This is a genomic window from Streptomyces sp. NPDC104381 (genome assembly GCF_055583745.1).
This window is the reverse complement of sequence record NZ_JBVJNK010000002.1, coordinates 542,309-562,197: the sequence shown is the minus strand read 5'-3', so window position 1 is coordinate 562,197 and position 19,889 is coordinate 542,309. Positions and strand designations below refer to the sequence as shown.

16 protein-coding genes and 1 pseudogene are annotated in these 19,889 nt (G+C 72.4%); 9 read left to right on the top strand and 8 right to left on the bottom strand.

From position 1 onward, the window contains the following. Positions 1 to 46 precede the first annotated feature (46 nt). The 3 genes from ACZ607_RS07510 to ACZ607_RS07500 all read left to right on the top strand — a co-directional run bounded on the left by ACZ607_RS07510 (position 47) and on the right by ACZ607_RS07500 (position 3,227). Entirely contained in the window at positions 47 to 1,273 is a 1,227-nt protein-coding gene (locus ACZ607_RS07510) for an acetyl-CoA C-acetyltransferase (RefSeq protein ID WP_469732734.1), read from the top strand. Between the two features lie 115 nt (positions 1,274 to 1,388). Next, complete coding sequence (locus tag ACZ607_RS07505) at positions 1,389 to 2,732, top strand: MFS transporter (RefSeq protein WP_469732732.1); 1,344 nt, start codon at positions 1,389 to 1,391, stop codon at positions 2,730 to 2,732. A 36-nt stretch (positions 2,733 to 2,768) separates the two neighbouring features. Beyond that, the gene (locus ACZ607_RS07500; RefSeq protein ID WP_129266196.1) at positions 2,769 to 3,227 is read left to right on the top strand and encodes a MaoC family dehydratase; all 459 of its coding nucleotides are present in this window, start codon (positions 2,769 to 2,771) and stop codon (positions 3,225 to 3,227) included. A 68-nt stretch (positions 3,228 to 3,295) separates the two neighbouring features. Here the strand turns inward: ACZ607_RS07500 and ACZ607_RS07495 are convergent, their stop codons facing one another. From ACZ607_RS07495 to ACZ607_RS07480, 4 genes are read right to left on the bottom strand one after another with little or no spacing between them, the layout of a single operon-like run. After that, the gene (locus ACZ607_RS07495; protein ID WP_469732731.1) at positions 3,296 to 4,768 is read right to left on the bottom strand and encodes a sialate:H+ symport family MFS transporter; all 1,473 of its coding nucleotides are present in this window, start codon (positions 4,766 to 4,768) and stop codon (positions 3,296 to 3,298) included. A gap of 56 nt (positions 4,769 to 4,824) precedes the next feature. After that, entirely contained in the window at positions 4,825 to 5,505 is a 681-nt protein-coding gene (locus ACZ607_RS07490; RefSeq protein WP_469732729.1) for an N-acetylmannosamine-6-phosphate 2-epimerase, read from the bottom strand. Then, entirely contained in the window at positions 5,502 to 6,446 is a 945-nt protein-coding gene (locus ACZ607_RS07485) for an ROK family protein (protein WP_469732728.1), read from the bottom strand. The genes ACZ607_RS07490 and ACZ607_RS07485 overlap by 4 nt, the downstream gene beginning before the upstream one ends. After that, positions 6,443 to 7,402 (bottom strand): dihydrodipicolinate synthase family protein, encoded by a 960-nt coding sequence (locus ACZ607_RS07480; protein ID WP_469732726.1) that lies wholly within the window; start codon positions 7,400 to 7,402, stop codon positions 6,443 to 6,445. The genes ACZ607_RS07485 and ACZ607_RS07480 overlap by 4 nt, the downstream gene beginning before the upstream one ends. 163 nt (positions 7,403 to 7,565) lie before the next feature. Here ACZ607_RS07480 and ACZ607_RS07475 point away from each other — a divergent pair, with 163 nt between their 5' ends. Next, on the top strand, positions 7,566 to 8,294 hold the full coding sequence (locus ACZ607_RS07475) for a FadR/GntR family transcriptional regulator (RefSeq protein WP_469732724.1): 729 nt from the start codon (positions 7,566 to 7,568) through the stop codon (positions 8,292 to 8,294). Here the strand turns inward: ACZ607_RS07475 and ACZ607_RS07470 are convergent. The 4 genes and pseudogenes from ACZ607_RS07470 to ACZ607_RS07455 all read right to left on the bottom strand — a co-directional run bounded on the left by ACZ607_RS07470 (position 8,264) and on the right by ACZ607_RS07455 (position 13,052). Then, positions 8,264 to 9,511 (bottom strand): FAD-dependent monooxygenase, encoded by a 1,248-nt coding sequence (locus ACZ607_RS07470; RefSeq protein WP_469732722.1) that lies wholly within the window; start codon positions 9,509 to 9,511, stop codon positions 8,264 to 8,266. The two genes, ACZ607_RS07475 and ACZ607_RS07470, sit on opposite strands and share 31 nt — an antisense overlap. A gap of 55 nt (positions 9,512 to 9,566) precedes the next feature. After that, the gene (locus ACZ607_RS07465; RefSeq protein WP_469732720.1) at positions 9,567 to 11,015 is read right to left on the bottom strand and encodes a sialidase family protein; all 1,449 of its coding nucleotides are present in this window, start codon (positions 11,013 to 11,015) and stop codon (positions 9,567 to 9,569) included. A 71-nt stretch (positions 11,016 to 11,086) separates the two neighbouring features. After that, positions 11,087 to 12,160: pseudogene (locus ACZ607_RS07460) on the bottom strand (acetylxylan esterase). 160 nt (positions 12,161 to 12,320) lie between these two features. Further along, positions 12,321 to 13,052 carry a FadR/GntR family transcriptional regulator gene (locus ACZ607_RS07455; RefSeq protein WP_469732718.1) on the bottom strand — a complete coding sequence of 244 codons (732 nt, stop codon included), beginning with the start codon at positions 13,050 to 13,052 and terminating at the stop codon, positions 12,321 to 12,323. Positions 13,053 to 13,221: 169 nt separating this feature from the next. Between ACZ607_RS07455 and ACZ607_RS07450 the strand changes: the two genes are divergently transcribed. The 5 genes from ACZ607_RS07450 (at position 13,222) to ACZ607_RS07430 (ending at position 19,747) form a co-directional block, all read left to right on the top strand. After that, positions 13,222 to 14,817, top strand: a complete 1,596-nt coding sequence (locus ACZ607_RS07450; protein ID WP_469732716.1) for an ABC transporter substrate-binding protein — start codon at positions 13,222 to 13,224, stop codon at positions 14,815 to 14,817. A 71-nt stretch (positions 14,818 to 14,888) separates the two neighbouring features. Further along, positions 14,889 to 15,839 (top strand): ABC transporter permease, encoded by a 951-nt coding sequence (locus ACZ607_RS07445; protein WP_469732714.1) that lies wholly within the window; start codon positions 14,889 to 14,891, stop codon positions 15,837 to 15,839. A gap of 1 nt (position 15,840) precedes the next feature. Continuing rightward, entirely contained in the window at positions 15,841 to 17,814 is a 1,974-nt protein-coding gene (locus ACZ607_RS07440) for a dipeptide/oligopeptide/nickel ABC transporter permease/ATP-binding protein (protein ID WP_469732712.1), read from the top strand. Then, a complete protein-coding gene (locus ACZ607_RS07435) occupies positions 17,811 to 18,818 on the top strand; it encodes an oligopeptide/dipeptide ABC transporter ATP-binding protein (RefSeq protein WP_469732710.1) in 1,008 nt (335 codons plus the stop codon). Before ACZ607_RS07440 ends, ACZ607_RS07435 begins: the two co-directional genes overlap by 4 nt. Beyond that, on the top strand, positions 18,815 to 19,747 hold the full coding sequence (locus tag ACZ607_RS07430; RefSeq protein ID WP_469732708.1) for a dihydrodipicolinate synthase family protein: 933 nt from the start codon (positions 18,815 to 18,817) through the stop codon (positions 19,745 to 19,747). The genes ACZ607_RS07435 and ACZ607_RS07430 overlap by 4 nt, the downstream gene beginning before the upstream one ends. Positions 19,748 to 19,889 lie beyond the last annotated feature (142 nt).

The window sequence follows — 19,889 nt, the reverse complement described above, 5'->3', positions numbered from 1 at the left end:
GCGAAGGTCGCCCCACACAAATCGAACCCGCCGAGAGGTGTCCGCCGTGCCCGACCAGACCGATGTCGTCATCTGCGAGCCGCTGCGCACACCCATCGGGCGGTTCGGCGGCGTCTTCGCCCAGCAGACCCCGGCCGCGCTCGCCGCACGTGTCATCGCCGAGGTCGTCGCCCGTACGGGCATCGACCCGGACCGGGTGGACGAGGTGATCCTCGGACACGCCTACCCCTCGTCCGAGGCCCCCGCCATCGGCCGGGTCGCCGCCCTGGACGCCGGACTCCCCGACACCGTCACCGGCATCCAGACCGACCGGCGCTGCGGCTCCGGCCTGCAGGCCGTCCTCGACGCGGCGATGCAGATCCGGGCCGGATTCAGCGACGTCGTCGTCGCGGGCGGCGTCGACGTCATGAGCGCCGCCCCCTACTACACGCACGACGGCCGCTGGGGCATCAAGGGCCCCGGCCTCCAGCTCCACGACTCGCTGGCCAGGGGCCGGGTCACCGCGGGCGGAATCCACCACCCGGTGCCCGGCGGCATGATCGAGACCGCCGAGAACCTGCGCCGGGAGTACGGGATCAGCCGCGCCGACCAGGACGCCCTCGCCCTGCGCTCCCAGGCCCGCGCCGCCCGCGCCGCGCGGGAGGGGCGTTACGACGCCGAGACCGTCCCGGTCACCGTGCGCACCAGGAAGGGCGAGACGGTCGTCACCGCCGACGAGCACCCCCGGCCCGACACCACCGCCGAGCAGCTCGCCGCGCTGCGCCCGATCATGGCCAAGTCCGACCCCGAGGCCACCGTCACCGCGGGCAACGCGAGCGGGCAGAACGACGCGGCGGCCGCCTGCCTGGTCACCAGTGCCGCCACCGCCGAACGGCTCGGGCTCACCCCTCTCGTCCGGCTCGTCTCCTTCGCCCGCGCGGGTGTCCCCGCCGCGACGATGGGCCTCGGCCCCGTCCCGGCCACCCACGCGGCCCTCGGCCGGGCCGGCCTCACCCTCGCCGACCTCGACCTGATCGAGATCAACGAGGCGTTCGCCGCCCAGGTGCTCGCCTGCACCCGGGAGCTCGGCCTCGGCGAGACCGACCACGAGCAGCGCGTCAACGTCAACGGATCCGGCGTCTCGCTGGGCCACCCGGTCGGCGCCACCGGCGCCCGCATCCTGGCCACGCTCAGCCGGGAGATGCACCGCAGCGAGGCGCGCTACGGCCTGGAGACCATGTGCATCGGCGGCGGCCAGGGCCTCGCCGCGGTCTTCGAACGCATCGCCGCCTGACGCCGCGTCCCCCTTCTTCTGTCCCCTCTCTCCACCACGCGACCCAGGGCGTCTCGGGCGACGCCGGGTCCGCCGTGCCCCATCCGCTTGATCCACCATGTTCACGGGAGCCACCATGAGTGCGACCACCGCAACCGCACGCGAGCGAACGAAAGCCGCCAACCGCGCAGGGTTCGGAGCCTTCATCGGCTCCACCATCGAGTGGTTCGACTTCTACATCTACGGAACAGCGGCAGCGCTCGTCTTCGACAAGGTGTTCTTCCCCGAACTCGAAGGCCCCATAGGCACCCTGGTCGCCTTCGCCACCTTCTGGGTCGGCTTCCTCGCCCGCCCCCTCGGTGGCATCATCTTCGGCCACTACGGCGACAAGCTGGGCCGTAAGAAGACCCTCGTCATCACCCTCCTGATGATGGGCGTCTCGACCACCGCGATCGGCCTGCTGCCCGGTTACGCCTCCATCGGCATCGCCGCCCCGATCCTGCTGGTCTGCATCCGCATGATCCAGGGCATCGGCCTCGGCGGGGAGTGGGGCGGCTCCGTCCTGATCGCCTCCGAGCACGCCCCCAAGGGCAAGTCCGTGCTGTACGGGGCGTTCGCCCAGCAGGGCTCGCCCGTCGGCAACACCCTCTCCACCGTGAGCTTCCTGGCCATCAGCCAGCTGCCCGACGACGCCTTCGTCTCCTGGGGCTGGCGCGTGCCCTTCCTCGCCTCCGCCGCACTCGTCATGGTCGGTCTGCTGGTCCGCCTGAAGGTCGCCGAGTCCCCGGCGATGGCCAAGCTCATCGAGAAGAAGGAAGTCGCCAAGCTCCCGCTCTCCGAGGTCCTGCGCAGCCACCCCATGCTGATCGTCCTCGGCATCGGCGCCTGCACCATCGGTCTGTCGGCGACGTACTTCAAGTCGACGTTCGCCCTGTCCTGGGCCACCACCTCCCTGGACTTCGACCGCAGTTCGTTCCTGACGATCATCCTCGTCGCCAACATCACCCAGATCGTCGTGCAGCCCTTCGGCGCCCTCATCGCCACCCGGATGAAGAGCTGGTCGCGCGCGGTGATCGTGATGCTGGTCCCCGAACTGATCCTGATGCCGGTGATGTTCGTCCTCATCAGCACCGAGAACTACGGCCTCGCCATGGTCGGCGTCGCGGTCGCCACGATCCCGCACTGCCTCTACTACGCGGCCCTCGCCGGCATGCTCGCCAGCCGCTTCCCCGCCCATCTGCGCTACACCGGCATCTCGCTCTGCTACCAGCTCTGCGGCACCCTGCTCGGCGGGACGACCCCGATCATCGGCCAGTTCCTGCTCAACCGGACCGGCTCGATCACCGCCGTCATCGCGTACGCCGTCTTCCAGGTGGCGCTGACCCTGGGCTGCATGCTCCTCCTGCTCAAGCGTCCCAACCACGACGAGCAGGCCGCCGAGCCGGTCGCCGCGCCCCGCACCGCGCCCGTCACCGCCTGACCCCCTGCCGCCCCACCCGCAGAACGGAGTACGCCCATGCCCCTGACCGCCCACGGCATCCCGGAGATCCTCGCCCTCGGCGGGCGCGACCTCGGGCGCTCGGAGTGGAAGGAGGTCACCCAGGAGCTGATCGACGCCTACGCGTACGTCTCGGGGGACCACCAGTGGATCCACACCGACGTCGAACGCGCCGCCTCCGGGCCGTACGGACGCACCATCGCCCACGGCTACATGGTGCTGAGCTGGGGCATCCCCATGTTCGGCGAACTGCTCCAGGTCACCGGTGTCGGACGGGCGCTCAACTACGGGGTGAACCGGGTCAGGTACCCGGCGCCCGTCCCCGTCGGCAGCCGGGTCCGGCTGCACGCGTCCGTCACCGAGGTGAAGGAGGTCGCGCGGGGCGGCGTACAGATGACGCGGGGCTTCACCTTCGAACTTGAGGGGTCGGAGAAGCCGGCCTGCGTCGCCGAGTCGCTGACGCACTTCTACCCGTAGGGCTCGGAGCACGCACGAAGGCCCCGCCCGGGGATCCCGGGCGAGGCCTTCGTGCGTGGGCGGACGCGCTAGCCGACGCGGTCCGCCGCCTGCTGACCGGCCGGGCCCTCCGGCGCGTCCAGGTGGTCCGCCTGCGCGTCCGGGTCCGTCAGCCGGTTCAGCCTGGCCGGTACGTCGAAGCCGACCAGCAGGACCACGATCACCGTCCCGGCGAAGGTCAGCACCGCCAGGGCCTGTCCCAGCTCCATCCCGGACGCCAGGTGCGCCCCGAGCACCGGGGCCACCGCCCCGCCGAGCGCGCCCACGTTGTACGTGAAGCCCAGCGCGGCCCCGCGGCTCGCGGTCGGGAAGTGGCCGCCGATCCAGCGCGGCAGCAGCCCGGAGATGCCGAAGCTGGTGGCCTGGAGCAGGAACAGCAGACAGCCGAGCAGCAGCAGGTTGTCCTGCACCGCGAAGACCGGGTAGACGAAGGCCAGCGAGGCCAGCAGGGTCAGCGCGTACGCCTTCTTCGCACCGATCCGGTCGCCCAGGAAGCCCGCCCCCCAGCAGCCCACCATGGTGCCGAAGCCCGCGAAGTACAGGACGTCGGTCACCTGGCCGGTCGTGTAGCCCAGGTCGGTCTTCAGATAGGTGGGCAGCAGCGCCTGGATCGGCCAGGAGTACAGGAACGCGAAGAACAGCGTCACGATCATCGAGACGTACAGCAGCCAGCCGCGCTCACCGCCCAGCTGGACCGCCAGCGCCACGAGGGCGAGACCCGCGACCACCGACAGCACCGGCACCATGCCCTCGCCGCCCGGGGTGAAGACCATGAAGAGCGCGAGGGTCGCCGCCACGATCAGGACGGTGTTCGCCACCGCCAGCCGCGAGGTGCGGAACAGCGGCCTGAAGGGATTCGGCTTGGCGCCCTGGTCCGCGACGTCCGCCGTCCACTCCTCGGCCTCCGGCAGGGCCCTGCGCATCCACAGCGCCACCGCGATCGGGATCAGGCCCAGGTAGAACATCCAGCGCCAGCCGAGCGAGGGCACCACCCAGTCGTAGACCTGCGCGGCGAGGACCGACCCGACGGAGAAGCCGGAGATCAGGAAGCCGCTGGCCCGGCTGCGCAGCCGGGCGGGCCAGCTCTCCATGACGTACGTGGCGCTGGCGCCGTACTCACCGGCCATGCCCATGCCGATGGCGAGCCGGGCCGCGAAGAGGCTGTGGTAGTTCCAGGCGAACCCGCAGGCGAAGGTGCCCAGCGAGTAGAGCAGGATGCTCAGCACCATGGAGAGCTTGCGGCCGTACCGGTCGCCGATGGCGCCCAGGACCGCGCCGCCCAGCCACCGGGTGATGAAGGCACCGGAGACCAGGCTGGCCGCCTGCACCGTGCTCAGCCCGAAGTCGTCACTGATCTCGGTGAGGACGAGGGTGATCAGGACGAAGTCGAACCCGTCGAGGACGTAACCGATCCAGGCGGCGAAGAAGGACTTCCACTGCGTACCGCTCACCTCGCGGTACCAGGGGAGCGTGGGGGATGTTTTCTGCACGGTGCGCTCCATGGTGCGGGACGGCGGCGTCGCGTCGGGCGGGCGCCGTCCCGCGTGGTGAGGGCTGCTCAGGGCCGGGCGAGGCCGGCGACGAAGCGGGAGGTCAGGGCGGTGGGTGCGGTGATGGCCGTGCCGACCACGACGCTGTGGGCGCCGCGGGCGAGAGCCTCGGCAGCCTCCTCGGGGGTATTGATACGGCCTTCGGCGACCACCGGTACAGATACGGCGGCCGAGAGAGATGTCACAAGGTCCAGGTCCGGGCCGGTCTGCTGCGGGGTTCCCGGCACGTATCCGGACAGGGTGGTGGAGACGAAGTCCGCTCCCTGACCGGCGGCGGCGATCCCCTCGGCGAGCGTGGAGACGTCCGCCATGACGAGGGCGCCCGCCGCGTGCACGGCGGTGACCAGCTCGGCGAAGGTCGAGCCGTCGGGGCGCGGGCGGTCGGTGGCGTCGGCGGCGACGACGGCCGCTCCGGCCTCGGCGATCGCCAGGGCGTGCCGGACGGTCGGGGTGATGTAGACCCCGGTGTCGCCGTCCTTCCACAGGCCGATGACCGGGAGGTCCACGGCCGCGGTGATCGCGGCGACGACCTCCGGCTCGTTGGCGCGGATCGCGGAGCCGCCGCCCGCGACGGCGGAGAGCGCGAGGCGTACGAGGGTGGCGGTCTCCCGCATCGGGTCGCCGGGAGGCGCCTGGCAGGAGACGATCAGCCGGCCCTTCAGGGCGTCGGCCAGGTCCTGTGCGGTCATCGGAGAGCTCCCGGGTGGTGGAGGGGAAGAGTGGTGGTCAGGGCGGCGGCGCCCAGGACGGCGGCGTCGTGGCCGAAGAGCGGGGGCCCGGGGAGGAGCCCGCGCAGCGGTGGCATCAGCTCGGCGGCGAAGGCGGCGGCCAGCGCGTCGCCGTACAGCGCGCCGATCCGCGGGACGCCGCCGCCGACGACGACCCGGTCGGGGCCGAGCGCGTTGGCGAGTCCGCCGAGGACCCGCCCGGCCGCCGCCGCGCCGGTGGTGATGGCGCGCACGGCGGCCGCCTCGCCCTCGGCGGCGCGGGCGGCCACCGTTTCGAGTCGGTCCACCGGTGCGCCGGTGAGCCGCCCGTAGTGGGCGGTGATGCCCGGCCCGGAGGCGATGACCTCCAGGTGCCCGGTGGCCCCGCAGGTGCAGGGCAGTCCGGCCGCCTCCGCGCTGGGCAGGTGCCCGAGGTGGCCCGCGATCCCGGAGGCGCCGTGCAGCATCCGGCCGTCGACGGCGAGTGCGCCGCCCACGCCCGTGCCGACGGCCGCGAACAGCAGCGAACCCCGGCCGGCCGGCAGCGCGGCGAGCTCCGGCCCCGCCGTGGCCCGTACGTCGTTGTCGCAGGCCACCGGGAGACCCGTACGGTCCGCGAGTCCGGCGCCGAGCGCGGTGCCCGCCCAGCCGCTGATGGAGTCGGTGGCGCTGGTGACCATGCCGCTGCGGGGGTCGACGACCCCGGCCGCCGCGACGCCGAGCGCGGTGGCCAGACCGCCCGGGTCCACCTCGGCCGCCGCCGCGGCGAGCGCGTCGAGCACCGCCCCGGCACCGTCCCGGGCGGGGGTGGGCCGGGTGTGCCGGGCCAGCACCGTGCCGTCGGCGGCGAAGAGGGCGGCCGCGATCTTCGTACCGCCGAGGTCGAGGCCGGTCACCACGGCGCCGGTCGCCTGCGCGCTCATCGGACCGGGGGCAGACCGGCGGCGCTCAGCCGCTCCGCGATCAGCGCGACGGAGTCGTCGGACAGCTGGATCTGCGGGAAGACGGTGGCGCCGTCGTCGATGACGCCGAGCAGCCGCAGCGCGTGCTTGAAGGAGCCGAGCGCCGATGAGCTGCGGCCCATGTCCTGCTCCGGGCCGACGTCGACCATGGCGAACAGCTCGACGAGACGCTCCTGCTCCCGGGCGGCGAGATCCCAGTCACCGGCGCGCGCGGCGTCGTACAGCCGGACGTAACCGGCCGGGTCCACGTTGCCGATGCCGGGTACGACGCCGTCGGCTCCGGCCAGCAGCGCCGCGTCCACGGTGAGTTCGGAACCGGTCAGCACGCTGAAGTGCGGCACCGGGCCCCGTGCCCGGCCCTCGCGCCCGCCGAGCTCCACGATCAGCCGGCGCAGTCCGCCCTCGTCGCCGCTGCTGTCCTTGAGGCCGGCGAGGGTGCCGTCCTCGGCGAGCTCGCGCACCAGCGCGGCGGAGAGCTTGGAGTGCACCGCGACCGGGATGTCGTAGGCGAAGAGCGGGAGATCGACGGCGGCGCGCAGCGCGCGGAAGTGCGCGGCGATCTCCTGGGGGTGCGTACGGGTGTAGAAGGGCGCGGTCGCCACGAGGGCGTCCGCACCGAGCTCCGCCGCCGTCCGCGCGTGCTGCTCGACCCGGGCGGTCGTGGTGTCGATGACCCCGGCGAGGACCGGGACCCGGCCGGCGGCGGCGGTGACGACGGTCCTCAGCGCGGTGGCGCGCCGGTCGTCGGTCAGATAGGCGACCTCGCTGGTGGAACCGAGGGCGAAGAGTCCGTGCACGCCGCCGTCGACGAGGTGGCCGACGAGCCGGGCGAGGGACGCGGTGTCGACGTCCCCGCGGTCGTCGAGCGGGGTGCAGACCGGCGGTACGACGCCGTGCAGCGGTGCGGTCAAGGACATGGTGTGGGGCTCCAGCTCGTTCGGAACGCGCCCGTCGCCCGGAAGGGGAGACGAGGCCGCGACATGAGACGTAAGATGTCCTATGTCTGGACTCACCTTAAACAGATGCACCGGCGGCCGGTCAAGAGGTCCCGGAAGCCGGCGACACCGCAGGAGGACCGTTGTGGCCCGCCCCACCATGGCTCAGGACATCGAGCGAAGGATCAAGGAACTGATCCTCGAACGCAGGCTCGGACCGGGCGACCCGCTGCCCACGGAGGCCGAGTTGATGGAGCTGTTCGGGGCCGGACGCGTCTCGGTGCGCGAGGCGCTCAAGGCTCTCCAGGCGATGAACGTCGTCGAGATCCGCCGAGGCTTCGGGACCTTCGTCGGCTCCCTCTCCCTGTCACCCTTCGCGGAGGGGCTGGCCTTCCGGGCCGCCGTCCGGCACGGGCAGGGGGAACCCGGCCTGCTGGAGCTGATGAAGGTGCGCGAGGCACTGGAGACCGGGCTGGTCGGCGCCGTCACCGCGGGCGTGCCCGCGGAGGACCTGGCCGTGCTGCGGGCGCTGGTCGGGACCATGGAGAGCGAGGCCGCGCAGGGCGGCCGGGTGGCCCGCGCCACCGACCGCGCCTTCCACCTCGCGCTCTACGCCTCCCTCGACAACCACCTGCTCAGCGAGGTGCTGGACGCGTTCTGGGCGGCCATGGACCGGGTGCGCGAGGACGTCGACGACGGCCATCAGGACCCGGCCGTCACCTGCGCCCAGCACCACGAGATCGTCGAGGCGGTCGCGGCGGCCGACGGCGCCCGTGCGGTACGCGCGATGCGCACCCACTTCGACGGCATCCGCCACCGCCTGGAGTCCGGCCCTCCCGGACCTCAGTCCGCGCCGCCCTCCGTGCCCGCGTAGAGATAGCTGCTCGCGCCCGCCAGGGTGGCCCGGCACCACGCGTCCACCGCGCCCTGGTCCATCGCGGTCCAGTCCGGGGTGCGTTCCACCTGGGCGCGGCCGAGCCGGCGGCCCAGCTCCACCAGCCGCGCCCCCTCGGGCGTGCGCTCACGCGCGTAGTGCCGCAGCGCCCCGGCGGCCGAGCCGGCGGTCCGCAGCGTCTCCTCCAGGCAGAGGGCGTCCTGGAGCGCCTTGGTCGCCCCGCTCGCGGTGTGCGGGCGGGTCACCCCCGCCGCGTCGCCCGCGAGCAGGAACGGCGGGTCCGCCGCGACCGGCGCGTGCACGTCGGCGACGGGGTGGCAGGTCATCGCGGTGTGCTCGCCCCGGGCCACGATCTCGGCCCACTCCCGGGGGAAGTGCTCCACGGCCAGCCGGCGTACGTACCCGGCCTCGTCCCGCGAACGCCCGGGCGGGGGTGCGTAGATCGCGTAGGCGAGCAGACGGCCGTCCGGACCCGAGCCGTCGCCCCGGGGGATCAGGTAGAAGATGCCGTGCCCGCCGGGGAAGCCGATGGTCACCCAGGCCTCGCGCAGCAGCTCCCGGGGCCGGCGGTGGTCCGCCGTCGCGCTCGGCGGGAGCGTGCCGCGCCACACGGCGTACCCGGCGGGGGAGGGGCGCAGGCCCGGTGCCAGGACGCGGCGGGTGAGCGAGGCGTGCCCGTCGGCGCCCACGACGATGTCGTAGGTGTCCTCGCCCCGGGCCGTACGGACGAAGGCGCCGCCCGAGGCGGTCTGCCCGACGGCGGTGACGGGGAGCCCCCGGTGATGGCGGGCGCCGGCGGAGGTGGTGCGCAACGCCCGCCACAGCAGACCCCAGTTGCAGGGGGTGACCGGGCTGGGCTGTCGCGCGAACTCGCGTGCCGATCCGTCCGGCGCCCGGGTCAGCCAGACGCGGGCCGCCACCGGGGCGGTCGGCATGGCGGCGTCCAGATACCCCGTGGCGACCAGCCGTCCGTGCAGGGCGGGCGGGATGACGATCCCGAGCCCCCGGTCCTGGAGCGCGCCGGCGCTGCGCTCGTACACGGTGACGTCCGCTCCCGCCCTGAGGCCCGCGACCGCCACCGCGCACCCGGCGATGCTGCCGCCGACCACGCCCATCCGCAGGCCCGTCGTCGTCGCCGCCATGCCGCCGCCCTCCGTCCGCCGGCCCGGGATTCCCGGGGAGGTGTCGTTCACCATCGTCGCAGCCGACCGGGTGCGGACGGGTGAACAACACCACCGCCGGGGAGGGGTGTTACGGGGTGACGGTCACCGTCCGGCGGCCCGAGGCCTGCTTGCCGTCGGCCCGGTAGGTCGCGGTGAGCTCGACGTTCCCGGAGGCGCCCGCCGGGATCGTGACCGGGACCTTGATGGTGGCGCCCTCGCCCGGCCTCGTCGCCGGGAACGCCACCTGCTTCGTGGTCCAGCCGGAGGGCACCGTCAGATCCAGCGTCCCCGCGCTCCGGGTCACGTCCATCCGGTTGACGACGCGGACCGTCACCTCCGTGGTGGTCCCCGCCTTCAGCGTGGCCGGCGGGGTGATGGTGATGTCCGCGCAGGTGCCGCCGAGCCACTTCAGGTCGAAGGAGGAGTACGTGATGGCGTCGACACCCCCGCGCTCGTACAGCAGTCCGAGGCGGCCGTCGGGCAGCCGTGTCAGCGTCGAGTACGCGGCGCTCCCGGCGTCGACGACCTTCCGGATCGGCCAGGTCTTCCCGTTGTCGCAGGACATCTTCACGGTGAGGTTGCTCCGCGAGGACGTGCTCTCGGTGTTGCTGAACAGCAGCCAGGAGGACTGCGGGTCGGAGGCGGCGGCGTCCGGGGCGTAGCGGATGACCGAGCCGTTGTTCGCCGGGTCGGGCAGGCTGGTGTCCTGCGTGAACGGTGTGTAGGTGACGCCGCCGTCCGAGGAGTAGGCGATCGTGCGGTAGGGCGCGGAACGGTTGTTGAGCATGATGCGGCCGTCGTTCAGCTCGACGGTCTTGTTCTCGTCACCGCCCGGACCGACCGGGGTGCCCGTCTTCCAGGTCGCCCCGTGGTCGTCGCTGTAGGCGCTGACCGCGTAGTTGGCCCCGTTGTCGCGGATGGCGTACTGCTGGATCAGCCGCCCCTTGTACGTGCCGTTGCGCAGTTGGATGCCCTGGCCCGAGGCGGCGAACATCCCGGCCCAGGCGGGGTTCTTGATCTGACTGGTGATCCGGCGGTGGGTCCAGGTCAGCCCGTCGTCGTCGGAGTAGCTGTAGTCGGCCTGGAGGACGTCCGGGTCGCTCTCGTCGTTGCCGGTGGCGGAGCCGAAGAAGCCCTGGTTCACGGAGGCCGCGTAGAAGACGAAGATGCGGCCGGTGGTGGTGTCCGTGAGCAGGCTCGGGTCGCCGAAACCCTTGGGGGCGGCCTCCTTGCGGACGACCTGCTGGGTCTGCCAGGTGGCGCCGCCGTCGGTGCTGCGGCGCAGCACCACCCCGAGGTTGCCGGGCAGGTCCCCGAGCGTGGGACGGGCGTCGTAGGCGGCGAGCAGGGTGCCCTTGACGGAGGTGGTCAGCGCGGGGATGCGGTAGTACGGGGACCCGACGCCGGCGGTCGCGATGTCCTGCGAGGCCAGTTCACCGGCGGCGGCCGCGGCGGCGGGGGCGCCCTGGGCGGTGCCGGCCGCGGTGGCCACCATGACGGCGGCGGACAACAGGGCGAGGGTGACTCTGCGCTGCATGAGCGGTCTCTCTTCTCGTGAGGGGGAGAGCTGCGGAGAGGGAGCGGAGCGCACGGCGCGGGGCCGGCGCGTCAGGGGGTGGAAAGGGCCCCGCTCGCGGCGGTGGAGCCCGCCGCCGGGCAGGGAGAGGAGGGCCTGGCCGTCGTCGCCGCTCCTGGCCCGGACGGCAGACCGGCGAACAGGGAGCGCACCCAGGCCAGTTGTTCCGCCCGGTGGTGCTCGGCGCCGCCCTCGTGCCCGTTGAACTCGTAGACGCGTACGTCCTTGGGGCCCGCGTAACGGTGATAGGCGGTGAAGCAGGTGGAGGGCGGGCAGGTCTCGTCCATCATCGCGATGGAGAACAGCGCGGGAGCGGTCGCCCGGGTGGCGTGGTGCGCCGCGTCGAAGTACGCCAGCGTGCGGAACACCGACTCGGTCCGGTCGCGGTGGAGTTGGAGGTAGGCGGCGATCTCGGTGTACGGCGGCACCCCGGCGATCCGCGCGGCCCGGGGGATGTTGCACAGGAACGGCACGTCCGGCATCACTCCCGCCAGCCCCGGCACGAGTCCGGAGACCGCCAGCGCGATGCCGCCGCCCTGGCTGAACCCGGTCACCACGAGGCGCGCGGGGTCGACCTCCGGGTGCTCGCGCATCGCCTCCACACAGCGGACCGCGTCGGTGAACACCCGCCGGTAGTAGTGGGTTCCGGGGCTCTCGACGCCCCGGGTCACGAAGCCCGGAACGGTCCCGGCGGCCCCGGCGTCGGTGTCCGCGGTGACGCCGCCCGCCGCCGACCAGCCCTGGCCCCGGGTGTCCATGATCAGGTGCGCGTATCCGGCGCAGGCTCACATCAGCTGCTCGTGCGGAAGGCCCCGGCCGCGCCCGTAACCGAGGAACTCGATGACGCAGCCCAGCGGTTCGGTGGCCCCGGCCGGCATGTGCAGCCACCCGCGCACCGGACGTCCGCCGTACCCCGGGACGCTCACGTCGTACGTACGCACCTGGGCCAGCCCGCAGTCGACCTGCTTGTAGCGGGGCTTGTCGGGGACGCCGTCGAAGGGCGCCTCGCCCAGGGTGTCCGCCCAGAAGGCGTCGAAGCCGTCGGGCAGCGGGAGCTCGGGCCGGTAGGTGAGGCATTCCTCGAGCGGGAGATCGGCCGACGGCATGGCTGTGCCCTCCTGGGGACGCGGGAAGCGACAGGACAGAAGACGTTAGATGTCCTGGTGGCAACCGGACCCTAGGGAGCCTTGTGGCCGGGCGTCAAGAGCGGGGCCCCGACGGGGCCTCCGCCCCCGGAGGGCGGGGGCGGAGGCGCGGCGTCCGGGGTCAGGGCTGGTCGGTCCCGCGCGACCTGGCCTCGGCGATCCGGCGCCTGACCGGCTCGTAGTGCTCACCGAGGGCCTTCAGGAACGCGGTGACGTCGCCCGCCCGGGCCGCGTCCACGATGTTCTGGTGGGCGGCGATCGTCGCGGTCTCGTCGGCGTGCGTGAAGCCGTCGAGGTGTGGCGCGACGATCGTGTAGACGTCCCAGAAGGCCATCGAGAGCTGGCCGATCAGGGCGTTGCCGAGCGGCGCCACGAGCAGCGCGTGGAAGGTCCGGTCCGCCGCGACGAAGCCGTGGCCGTCACCGGCGCCGGTGGTGCGCATGGTGGCCACCAGGGCGTCCAGGGAGTCGAGCTGCTCGGGGCTGAGCGAGGAGATGATCCGGTCGGCCATGCCCCGCTCGAAGAGCTCGCGTACGTCGACGAGGTCCGCCATCACCTGGAAGTCGTCGTCGGGGGAGAGCAGGCCGCGGAAGGTGAGGCTCTCCACCAGCGCGGACAGGCTCAGCCGGCCGACGTACGTCCCGTGGCCGTGGCGCACCTCGACGATGTCGAGCGCGTCCAGGATCTTGACGGCCTCGCGGACGCTGGACCGGCTCGCGCCGAGCGCCTCGCACAGGGCCGGCTCCGTGGGGAGCGGGTCCCCGGGGCGCAGCCGCTCGTCGAGGATGTAGCGCTTGATGCCCTCGACGACTTCCTGTCTCAACAGGGTGCGACCGGGTCGCGTGCCGGACATATGTGAACTCCCCACCTCTTGACCCCTCTCGATTGTCAAGCTACGTTCCCACGCTATCAAGGCATCAGACATCTGACGTCTGATGCTCAGTGGTTCATCGGAGTGCCGAGAACCGCCGAAACAGCTGTTCCCCACCCATTCCTCATCCTCAACGTCCCTTGGAGGACCCGTGCCCGAGCTGAGGCCGGCCGGCGTCGAGCGCCGCACCTTCCTGCGTTACACCAGCGCCATCGGGGCGGCCGCCGCCATCACGGCGGGCCTTTCGGCGTGCGGCGGGCCCTCCTCGACCGCCGACGGCGCGGCGGGCAGGGGCGACGGGAACGGCACCATCGAGGCCGGCCTGTCGTATCCCCTGTCGACCGGATTCGACCCGATGATCACGTCGGGTGCCACGCCGTACGCCGCCAACATGCACATCTTCGAGGGCCTGGTCGATCTCGACCCGGCCACGCTCGTGGCGCGTCCCGCGCTCGCCACGGAGATGCCCAAGAAGATCAACGCCACCACCTACCGCGCCACCCTGCGCGACGGTGCCACCTTCCACGACGGCTCACCGGTCACCGCCGAGGACGTCGTCTTCAGCTTCGAACGCATCCTGGACGCGAAGAACGCGTCGCTGATGGCCCAGTTCGTGCCCTTCATCGACACGATCACCGCCGTCGACGCCAAGACGGTCGAGTTCAAGCTCACGTACCCCTTCGCGCTCTTCCCCTCGCGCATCGCGGTGGCCCGGATCGTGCCGAAGAAGATCGTCGAGGCGGACGTGAAGGGATTCGACGCCAAGCCCGTCGGCTCGGGTCCGTACAAGTTCGTCGAGGCCACCCGCGAGGACAAGATCGTCTTCGAGAAGTTCGACGCGTACAACGGCTCCCACCCGGCCAAGGCCAAGAAGATGATCTGGCGCCTCATGTCGGACCAGTCGGCCCGCGTCAGCGCCATGGAGTCCGGCCGCGTCCAGGCCATCGAGGACGTCCCGTACATCGACGTCAAGCGGCTCTCCGCGACCACGAAGACCGAGTCCGTGCAGTCCTTCGGCCTCCTCTTCCTGATGTTCAACACCGCCGACGAGCGGTTCGCCGACAAGCGGGTCCGCCAGGCCCTGCACTACGCGCTGGACACCGAGAAGATCATCTCCACCGCCATGGTCGGCAACGCGGCCGCCGCGACCGGATACGTCCCCTCGACGCACCCCGACTACCACAAGGCCGCCACCGTCTACACCCACGACGTGGCCAAGGCGAAGAAGCTGCTGGCCGACGCGGGCGTGGGCAAGCTCAAGTTCACCGTCCTGACGACCGACACCGGCTGGGTCAAGGACATCGCCCCGCTCCTCAAGGAGAGCTGGGCCGCGGCCGGTATCGAGGCCACCCTGAACATCGCCCAGTCCCCGGCCCAGTGGGCCAAGGTCGACGCGGGCGACTTCGAGGTCATGGTGGCCCCCGGCGACCCCTCGGTCTTCGGCAACGACGCCGACCTCCTGCTGCGCTGGTTCTACTACGGCTTCTGGCCGGAGAAGCGCTACGGCTGGGCTAAGACCGCCGAGTACAAGAAGGTCAAGCAGCTCCTCGACAAGGCCGCCCAGGCCGCCGACGAGGCCACCCGCAAGCAGCTGTGGGGGCAGATCACCGACGTCGTCGCCGAAGAGGCCGCGCTCTACCCGATCCTCCACCGCAAGCTGCCCACCGCGTGGAACGAGAAGGCCCTGCCCGGCTTCGAGCCGCTGCCCACCACGGGCCTGTCCTTCGTGGACGTCGGCCGCGCCTGACGCCCACGGGCCCGGGCCGCCCTCCCCGGCGGCCCGGACCCGCCGTCCGCCCAATCGCAAGGAACCCGACGATGGTTGCTTTTCTCCGGCTCGCGCTGCGACGCGTCGCGATGATGCCGGTGATGATCCTCGGCATCGCGCTGCTGGTCTTCGTGGTGCTGCAGTTCTCGCCGGCCGACCCGGCCTTCAACGCGCTCGGTGAGAGCGCCACCCCCGAGGCCCGCGAGGCCTTCGCCGAGGCCAACGGGCTCAACGACCCGCTGCCCGTTCGGTACTTCGACTTCCTCGGCCGGCTCCTCCACTTCGACCTCGGGATGACCGTCCCCCCGAGCCAGCCCGTGATCGACCGGATCACCGCGGCCTTCCCGCTCACCCTCCAGCTCACCTTCCTCGGGCTGGCCCTCGCGATCGTCCTCGCCGTCGTCGGCGGAGTGCTCGGCGCCGTGTACCGGGACCGCTGGCCCGACCAGCTCTTCCGGATCCTGTCCATGGCCGGGGTCGCCATCCCCTCGTTCTGGCTCGGTGTCCTGCTCATCCAGCAGTTCGCACTGAACACCCGGATCTTCCCGACCGGCGGATACACCAACCCGGCCGACTCGTTCGGCGGCTGGCTGACCACCATGGCCCTGCCGGCCGTCTCGCTCGCCGTGCCCGTCGCCGCGTCGCTCGCCCGCCTCGTCCGCACCTCGATGGTCGCCGAACTCGACCGCGACTACGTCCGCACCGCACAGGGCAACGGCCTCCCGGTCTTCCTGGTGATCCGCTCGGTGCTGCGCAACGCGCTCGTCACCCCGCTCACCGTGCTCGGCGTCAAGGTCGGCTACCTGCTCAGCGGAGCCGTCGTCATCGAGGCGATCTTCGACCTGCCCGGCATGGGCAAGCTCATCCTCGAAGGTGTCACCGGCGGCGACGTCGCCCTGGTGCAGGGCACCGTACTGACCATCGCCATCGCCTTCCTGGTGGTCAACGTCATCGTCGACCTGCTCTACCTGCTGGTCAACCCGCGCATCAGGACGGTGTGACATGTTCGCCACGGGCCGTCTGGCCAAGAAGCTCTCCCGACCCGGCGTCGCCTTCCGCGCCCTCCCGGTCACCTCACGCGTCGCCCTCGGCGTCCTCGTCGTGGTCGTCCTCGGCGCCGTACTCGCCCCCCTGCTCACCCAGGACCCGCTGACCACGGGCACGCCCGTACAGGCCCCCGGCGCCGACCACTGGTTCGGCACCGACCGCGCGGGACGCGACGTCTTCGCCCGCGTCGTGCACGGATCGCGCTACTCGCTGGTCATCGGCCTCGGCGCGACCGCCGTCGCCCTGGTCGCCGGCGCCCTCCTCGGATCGCTCGCCGCGACCTCGCGCAAGCTCGGTGACGAGTCCGTCATGCGCACCCTCGACGTCGTCATGTCGTTCCCGCCGATCGCGCTGGCGGCCGTCCTCGTCGCCGTCTTCGGAACCAGCATCCCGGTGATCATCTTCACCATCGCCTTCGTCTACACCCCCTCGCTCGCCCGCGTCGTACGCGCCAACGTCCTCGCCCAGTACGGAGAGGACTACGTCGCCGCCGAGAAGGTCATCGGCGCCCGGCGCGGCTACATCGTGCTCCGCCACGTCGCCGTCAACTGCATGGCCCCCGTCATGGTGTTCGCGACCGTCATGGTCGCCGAGGCCATCATCTTCGAGGCCAGCCTCTCCTTCATCGGAGCGGGCGTGCAGGACCCCGACCCCAGCTGGGGCAGCGTCCTCGCCTACGGACGGCAGATCCTCCTGGCCGGCGGCTGGTGGGCCACCTTCTTCCCCGGCCTCGCCCTCCTGATCACCGTCCTCGCGCTCAACATCCTCTCCGAGGGCCTCACCGACGCCTCCGCGGCGCCCACGAGCGCCCGCGCCCATGCCGAGCCCACCGCCACCACGGCACCGGACCCGGTCGAGGCCGCCGCCACCGTCGACATCGACGCGGCCCTCGCCGAGCTCGCCCGGCACATCGGGTCCACCGGGCCCACCATCACCCCGGTACGCGAGGACGCCGACGAACTCCTCGTCGTACGCGACCTCGCCATCCGCTTCCCGGACCGCTACGGCGAGATCCCCGTCGTCGACAAGCTGAACTTCACCGTCCACGAGGGCGAGACCCTCGGCCTGGTCGGCGAGTCCGGCTGCGGCAAATCCATCACCAGCCTCGCCGTCATGGGCCTCCTCGCCCGCAACGCCGAGGTCAGCGGCGAGATCCTCTACCGCGGCCGGGACCTGCTGAAGCTCCCGCCCAAGGAACGCCGCGCCCTGATGGGCCCGGAGATCGCGATGGTCTACCAGGACGCGCTCTCCTCCCTCAACCCCTCCGTGCTCGTCGGCACCCAGCTCAAGCAGCTGACCTCGCGCGGCGGTACGAAGACCCCGGCCGAACTCCTCGAACTCGTCGGCCTCGCGCCCGAGCGCACCCTGCGCAGCTACCCGCACGAACTCTCCGGCGGCCAGCGCCAGCGCGTCCTCATCGCCATGGCCCTCTCCCGCAGCCCCCGCCTGCTGATCGCGGACGAGCCGACCACCGCCCTGGACGTCACCGTCCAGGCCCAGGTCGTCGAACTCCTCATCCGGCTGCGCGACGAGCTCGGCTTCGCCATGGTGCTGGTCTCGCACGACCTCGCCCTGGTCGGCGACCTCTCGCACCGGGTCGCCGTGATGTACGCCGGCCGGCTCGCCGAGGTCGGCGACACCCGCGCCGTCCTCACCGACCCCGCCCACCACTACAGCCGCGGCCTCCTCGGCTCCGTCGTCTCCCTGGAGGCGGGCGCCGAACGGCTCCACCAGATCCGCGGCGTCGTCCCCGCGCCCCAGGGCTTCGGCGAGGGATGCCGCTTCGCCGGGCGCTGCGGTGCGGCCACCGACCTCTGCCGCACCACGACCCCCGTACTCGGCGGGCGCGGCACCACCAAGGACCACGGCTTCGCCTGCCACCACCCGGCCGATGCCGCCGCGAAGAAGCTGGAAGGGAGCGCCCTGTGATCAGGCTCGACGGCGTCCACGTACGCCACAAGGCTCGCAGCGGAGGCCTGTTCAGCCGCGACGCCGTCCACGCGCTCACCGACGCCACCCTGGAGGTGAAGCGCGGCGAGATCGTCGGCCTGGTCGGCGAGTCCGGCTGCGGCAAGTCCACCATGGCGCGTGTACTGACCGGGCTCCAGAAGCCCACCGAGGGCGAGGTCCTCTTCCACGGGCGCGACCTGTGGGACATGACGGGCGCCGAGCGGCGCGACGAATTCGGCTCGGCCGTAGGCGTCGTCTTCCAGGACCCCTCCACCGCGCTCAACCCCCGCCTCACGGTCCGCCGAATCCTGCGCGACCCGCTGGACGTGCACCGGCGCGGCACCCGCGAGGCGCGCGAGGCCCGCGTCGAGGAACTGCTCGACCTGGTCGGGCTCCCCGGCCACACCCTCGCCGCCCTGCCCGGCCAGCTCTCCGGCGGCCAGCGCCAGCGCGTCGCCATCGCCCGGGCCCTGGCCCTGGAACCGGAGCTGATCGTCGCCGACGAACCGACCTCCGCACTCGACGTCTCCGTACGCGCCCAGGTGCTCAACCTCCTCGTCGACCTGCGCGACCGCCTGGGCCTCGGCATGGTGTTCATCTCGCACGACATCCAGACCGTGCGCTACCTCGCCGACCGCATCGCCGTCCTCTACCTCGGCCGCATCGTCGAGGAGGGCCGGGCCGCCGACGTGGGGGGCGCCCCCCGGCACCCGTACACCGAGGCGCTGCTCTCCGCGACCCCCAGCCTGCTGGAGGCGACGGAGCGCATCGTGCTGACCGGCCCGGTGCCCTCCGCGACCAACCCCCCGCCCGGCTGCCCGTTCAGTACCCGCTGCTGGAAGGCGGACGCCGAGTGCTCCACGGTCTTCCCGGCCGAGACCTTCGGCCCCGGCGAACACCGCTGGCACTGCGTCCACCCCCAGACCCCCGCGTCCCCCGCCGGGGACCGGACCCCCGTACCGCCCGCAAGGAGCACCGCATGACCGCCATCACCTCCTACTCCGGAGTGATCCCTCCCGTCGTCACGCCGCTCACCGCGGACGGAGAACTGGACAGGGCGTCCCTGGAGCGGGTCGTCGGCCACCTGCTCGACGGGGGTGTCAGCGGACTCTTCGCCCTCGGCAGCTCCGGCGAGACCGCCTATCTGACGCCCGCACAGCAGGACGAGGTCATCAAGGTGATCACCTCGGCCGCCGCGGGCCAGGTGCCGGTCCTCGTCGGCGCCATCGAGACCACCACCAACCGGGCCATCGAGCGGGCCCGCGCCGCGGTCGGCCTCGGCGCCGACGCGGTCGTGGCCACCGCCCCCTTCTACACGCGCACCCACGCCACGGAGATCGACCGCCACTTCCGCGACATCGCCGCGGCCGTGGACGCCCCGCTCCTCGCCTACGACGTGCCGGTCTGCGTCCACAGCAAGCTGGACCCGGAACTGCTCCTCCCGCTCGCCGCGGACGGGGTGCTCGCGGGTGTGAAGGACTCCAGCGGGGACGACGGTTCGTTCCGCCGGCTGGCCATCGGAGCACGGGAGCTCCCCGGCTTCTCCGTGCTGACGGGCCATGAACTGGTCGTCGACGCGATGATGCTGAGCGGCGCCGACGGTTCCGTACCCGGCCTGGGCAATGTGGACCCGCACGGCTACGTTCGCCTGCACGAGGCCGCCGTGCGCGGTGACTGGGCCGCCGCCAAGGCCGAACAGGACCGCCTCGTCGGCCTGTTCGACATCGTCACGGCCGCCGCACCCGGCACCGCCTCGGCGACCGCGGCCGGCCTGGGCGCCTTCAAGACGGCCCTGATGCTGCGCGGTGTCATCGCGACGAACGTGATGAGCCCGCCGATGCGCCGGCTGGACGAGGGTGAGACGGCGGCGGTCGCCGCCTACCTGGACCGGGCGGGTCTCTCCCGCGTCTGACGCGCCGGCCCGGAACGTGCGAAGGGGCCGCCCGGCAGCGACTTCGCTGCCGGGCGGCCCCTTTCCGCGTCGAGGGACCGGGGGGTGTTCCGAGAGTCCCGCCGGGCCCGCCCTCCGGGCGGACGGCGCTCCTCTCAAGACA